Raw genomic sequence first — 4,511 nt, 5'->3', positions numbered from 1 at the left:
TGGGCGGATGGGGTGGCGGTTTCCCGTCGACCTATTACAACACCAGCTGTCAGACGACCTTCGAGCTGGTCAGCGGCAAGGTCGTCGGATGGACCATGCGTGGGGACGGGTGCTGATTCAGCCAACCTGCTCTATGGTCGTTTCTCCCGCTCACAGGATGGTGCGATCAGGCATGGATGTGCGACTCGATGTTTTCTCTTCAGGACGGTTTCCACGCTGGGGGAAGGGGCTGAAACTCGGCGTGGGGCTTCTTCTGGGGGCCTCGCTCTCCGCCTGCGGCGATCCTGACTGGCAGGGCACCGACTGGACGAAGAACTATCAGGACAACTTCGAGACCCAGATCAGCGCCCGCGCAGCCCTCATGCCCGGAAGCACTGACAAGGCCTATCAGCCCAGCCCGGACGGCACGCCCAACAGCCCGGTGGCCTATCATTCGCCGCCGATGCTGTCTTACGAAGACCGCCCGCTCAACGAGAACATTGCGGGATCGCTGGAACTCGCCGATTACGTCAAGGCCATCCAGGTTGCGAAACTTGATCCCTGGATCAGCGGTCCGGGCCCCTACACGCTCTTTGCCATTCCGAATGCCGCCATGGAGCGCCTGAGCGCCCGCTGGCCAGGTGGGCTGCTCGCTCCGGCCAATCGGGGGCAGCTCACTCATATTCTGGGCTATACGATTGCACACGGGAAATGGGATGAAGCCGCCCTGCGCAAGGCCATCCAGCGCAATCATGGTCGCGCCATCGGGCTGAAGACCCTGTACGGGGATCTGCTGGGTGTGCAGCTTTCCCCGCAGACGGGCGAATTGATCCTTGAGAATACGGCGGGTCAGACCAATCGTTTGGGGAGCAGGTCTTTTCCCCAGTCCAACGGCGTTCTCTATTTCACGCAGGATACGCTTCTGCCCGTTCCGGTGCTGAAACCCGCGTCAGCCGGCAGCAAGCACGGCCATCGCTGAAAACCGCTCCGCATCCTTGCCATCGAACTGAAGTGGGATGGCAAGGAAGTCGGCGCCTGCCGTAATGGCGGACGAGGCGTCCTGCGTGTTCCGGATATTCTCGGCGACCCCGGGCAGTTCCATGACGGAACTCCACCATTTCACCAGCTCCAGATCGCCGGGCGGAAACGCGACGTAATCGGCGCCCGATTCGCCAGATTTCATGGCATCGTCGCGGTTGGTGCACAGGCAGCCGACCGGCATGTCTCTTCCAACCGTCTTGCGCAGGCCTGCAAGGTCCTCGACGTTGGCCGCGTGAAGTCCGTCACAGATCCCCAGAAGGGATTTCGGCGTGTCAGCCAGCGATCCCCCGACTTCCAGGATCATGGCGACGCCATTGGCATGCAGCAGGTCTACGAACTGTGAAAGCTGCGTTGCCTCCGGGGTCCATCCGGCGGGGATTCGAAGAGCCGTTATTTCGGGCAGCAAGAGGATGTCGCGGAGCACCTCGAGGGCAGCGTCCGTCTTAAAACCGGCAGGCAGAACGGGGTAGAGATCACAGGCTGTCATGGGGATGTTCTCGCAGATTGTGGCAGCGGGAGCTAGGCGGGCGGACAGTCAGGATACGTCCGCGATAATCGTTATACGTTTCCAGAGCGCGGAACTGGGCAGGGCTGACCCGGCAGATGGCCCAGCCGATCCCGGCGTCCAGCGCCTGCCGGGCGATTGCGGGTGATGCGCCGCAGTCCAGAATGGACCGTCCGGCCCGTGATCCCACGACTTCGAGCCACCATGCGCCGCCAAACGCGTTTCCTGCACTTTCAACGGAGAGGGCAAGAAACGGTTTATCCCAGGACAGAAGCAGCTGATCCATCTCCTGACGGGACGGAATTATAAAAACAGGGTAGTGAACAGGCAGGGATGTCCTTGACCCCATGCCGGGATCGGGTCTTTCCTGATGGTCTTGCCGGAGCGGGTCGGTATTGGGCATTTTAATCGGGCATTTACTGGCAGAATGAGTGCATGAACGGAAAGATCGTGGCGGTAAACGAGACAGGTAATGGGCAGGACGATAAGGCGGTTGAGCGTCTTGAGGAAGCGATGATGCGGATTGCCGCTGCGTCCGAGCGTCATCTGCTGGCGAAGGAAGCCTGCGAGCGTGCGCTCCATTCCGCTCCTGATCTTTCGGAATTCGCGGCCAATATCGACGCGCTGTGCGCCCGCATTCAGGGCGTGCTTGACAGGAAGGAGGGCTGACCGATGGGACAGGTATCCATTCGTCTCAATGGTTACGTCTACAATGTCGGGTGTCAGGATGGGGAAGAAGCCCATCTCTATGATATGGCCCGTCATGTGGAAGGCTGGCTCCAGCGGGCGCGGACTCTGGGCGGGGCCGCAAGCGAATCCAAGACGCTCATGATGGCCGCCCTGCTGATGGCCGATGAGATTTTCGAGCTGAAACGTCGGCAGATCTCACCTCAGGCTGAAACGCAGATCCAGCAGGCCGAGCAGCTCCTTCGGCTTGAGGGGGCACGGCAGGAGCGTCTGGCGCGTCTGGCGGGGCAGGCGGAGCTTCTGGCTGCGGAACTCGAGCGCGCGTCCTGATTCTACAACGTTTACATTGAACATCGGGCTGGACAGTCTAATATAGGTCGTGGAGCTGCCTGGTGCGTCAGGCAAATCATCCCCCGGGCCGATAAGCATTCCTTAGGGAACTGGCTCTGTCGTGGCCCTGGTCACGTTAACCGGTGCCCACCTGCACTTGCAGGTCTAGGAGGGCTGAAAAGACCAACGGCTTTGGCGGCTCCACAGATTTCCGACTTCGACCTTCTGAAAAAAGAGCTGCGCCTGAAAATGGCCCAGTTACGGCAGGCCGCTTCTTCTGATGACGAAGCGGTGTTGCGAAAATTTCTCCTGAAAGAAATTCTGGCACGACCCGCTCATAGGGTCGCGGCGGTCTGGCCACTGGCCGGAGAAGTGGATCTCCGCCCACTCTGCCACACTCTTTCGGCGTCCGGGCGACAGGTTCTGCTGCCGGAAACCACGCCCAAAGGCTCCCCACTGATCTTCCGGCGATGGACCCCTGCCAGCATCATGGCGGCCGGTCGCTTTGGGACCTCACATCCCGAGGGTGAAATCGATATTCCGGACCTGGTTCTTGTCCCGTTTCTGGCCTTCGATGCTTCCGGCTATCGGCTCGGATATGGCGGCGGCTACTATGATCGCACTCTGGCCATGCTGGATGTGCCGGCAATCGGTTTCGGCTTTGCCGGACAGCAGGTCGATCGTGTCCCTAGAGGTCCTTACGATATTCCGATCCCCGCGATCGTGACCGAGCGCGGGATCATCAGGACCGATCCTTCCAAAATCACTATGAAAGACTGACTGTTGAGACTGCTGTTTCTTGGCGACATTATCGGGCGTAGCGGGCGTGAAGCCATAATCCGGAACCTGGCCGACTGGCGCCAGAAACTCTCCCTGGATCTGGTGGTCGCCAACGGAGAGAATGCGTCACACGGATATGGCCTGTCTCCCGATATTGCCAAGAACCTGCACAATGCCGGTGTCGATGTGATCACGCTGGGCAACCATGCCTGGGACCGGCGGGACATGATCGGCTACATCAATCAGGCCCCCCATATCGTCAGACCCGCCAACTATCCTGCCGGAACGCCGGGGCAGGGGAGTCATATCGTCGAAATCAGTCGTGGGCGCCGGGCACTGGTCATCAACGTGATGGGCCGCATCTTCATGGATCCGCTGGATGACCCTTTTCGCGTCGTCAGCGAAATTCTCTCGCGGCATCGTCTGGGGGTGACGGTCCATGCGATCCTGATTGATGTTCACGCTGAAGCCACCAGCGAGAAAATGGGCTTCGGTGCCTATTTCGACGGCAAGGCTTCTGTCGTGGTGGGGACGCATACGCATGTTCCAACAGCCGATCACCGTATCCTGCCTGCCGGTACGGCTTACCAGACAGATGCTGGAATGTGCGGCGACTACGATAGCGTGATCGGAATGGGGAAGCCTGCCTCATTGCACAGACTGGTTCGCAAGATTCCCGGGGATCGGCCGCAGCCGGCAGAAGGGGAGGCGACGGTTTGTGGGCTGATGGTGGAGACAGATGACGCAACGGGGCTGGCCCGAAAGGTGGCTCCGCTGCGAATGGGGGGGCATCTGGCTCCGAACTGGCCCGACTTCTGAGAAGAGCAGAAAAATTGAGAAAAATCCGCCTTTTTTCGAGTGCGATTCGCAATGAATAACGGGGGTTAGTCTCTTTTTTCGCAGAAAACCGACATTTTTCCTGTTGATAAGTGCCTTGTGAATTCTGTTTGACACTCTGGTGAGCTCCCCGTATAAGCCCGTTCACCGACGCGGCGGGGCTCACTTCTGAGGGGCTCTGGGGCGGCGGGGATGATGGTCTTTGAAAATTGAATATGGAATTGGAAGGGATATGTTGGCGGCGTTTTGGTGCTGGTGATCTGGGATTAAGTTCCTGGGTCTGAGTATCGGGACGTTGGATGATGTATCTTTTAGATGCTTCGAAAAGCCTGACGTTTTTTGATATTTGGGT

General features: G+C 59.2%; 7 protein-coding genes and 1 other RNA gene. 6 read left to right on the top strand and 2 right to left on the bottom strand.

Annotated features, from left to right (window positions below; all coding sequences use genetic code 11):
• The first annotated feature begins 172 nt into the window (after nt 1–172).
• Complete coding sequence (locus KP701_RS15880; RefSeq protein ID WP_215747885.1) at nt 173–958, top strand: fasciclin domain-containing protein; 786 nt, start codon at nt 173–175, stop codon at nt 956–958.
• Here KP701_RS15880 and KP701_RS15875 read toward each other — a convergent pair.
• Together KP701_RS15875 and KP701_RS15870 are read right to left on the bottom strand one after the other, a co-directional pair.
• Nucleotides 929–1,507, bottom strand: coding sequence for a thiamine phosphate synthase (locus KP701_RS15875; protein ID WP_215747884.1), 579 nt, complete (start codon nt 1,505–1,507; stop codon nt 929–931). The two genes, KP701_RS15880 and KP701_RS15875, sit on opposite strands and share 30 nt — an antisense overlap.
• Nucleotides 1,494–1,811 carry a hypothetical protein gene (locus KP701_RS15870; protein WP_215747883.1) on the bottom strand — a complete coding sequence of 106 codons (318 nt, stop codon included), beginning with the start codon at nt 1,809–1,811 and terminating at the stop codon, nt 1,494–1,496. The genes KP701_RS15875 and KP701_RS15870 overlap by 14 nt, the downstream gene beginning before the upstream one ends.
• A gap of 149 nt (nt 1,812–1,960) precedes the next feature.
• On the opposite strand from KP701_RS15870, the gene KP701_RS15865 reads away from it, so the two are divergent.
• From KP701_RS15865 to KP701_RS15845, 5 genes are all read left to right on the top strand, one after another.
• Nucleotides 1,961–2,194 carry a hypothetical protein gene (locus KP701_RS15865; RefSeq protein WP_049750714.1) on the top strand — a complete coding sequence of 78 codons (234 nt, stop codon included), beginning with the start codon at nt 1,961–1,963 and terminating at the stop codon, nt 2,192–2,194.
• Nucleotides 2,195–2,197: 3 nt separating this feature from the next.
• Nucleotides 2,198–2,542, top strand: a complete 345-nt coding sequence (locus KP701_RS15860) for a cell division protein ZapA (RefSeq protein WP_172491715.1) — start codon at nt 2,198–2,200, stop codon at nt 2,540–2,542.
• A gap of 49 nt (nt 2,543–2,591) precedes the next feature.
• Nucleotides 2,592–2,748: non-coding RNA, 6S RNA (gene ssrS / locus KP701_RS15855), on the top strand.
• Nucleotides 2,735–3,322: a 5-formyltetrahydrofolate cyclo-ligase gene (locus KP701_RS15850; RefSeq protein WP_215747882.1), complete on the top strand. Its 588-nt coding sequence runs from the start codon at nt 2,735–2,737 to the stop codon at nt 3,320–3,322. Before ssrS ends, KP701_RS15850 begins: the two co-directional genes overlap by 14 nt.
• A gap of 3 nt (nt 3,323–3,325) precedes the next feature.
• Nucleotides 3,326–4,141, top strand: coding sequence for a TIGR00282 family metallophosphoesterase (locus KP701_RS15845; protein ID WP_011251811.1), 816 nt, complete (start codon nt 3,326–3,328; stop codon nt 4,139–4,141).
• Nucleotides 4,142–4,511 lie beyond the last annotated feature (370 nt).

The organism is Gluconobacter sp. P1C6_b, from assembly GCF_018811945.1.
In the GTDB taxonomy this organism is placed as follows: Bacteria; Pseudomonadota; Alphaproteobacteria; order Acetobacterales; family Acetobacteraceae; genus Gluconobacter.
The sequence above is the reverse complement of the archived record's forward strand: the minus strand, read 5'-3'. Positions and strand labels throughout refer to the sequence as shown.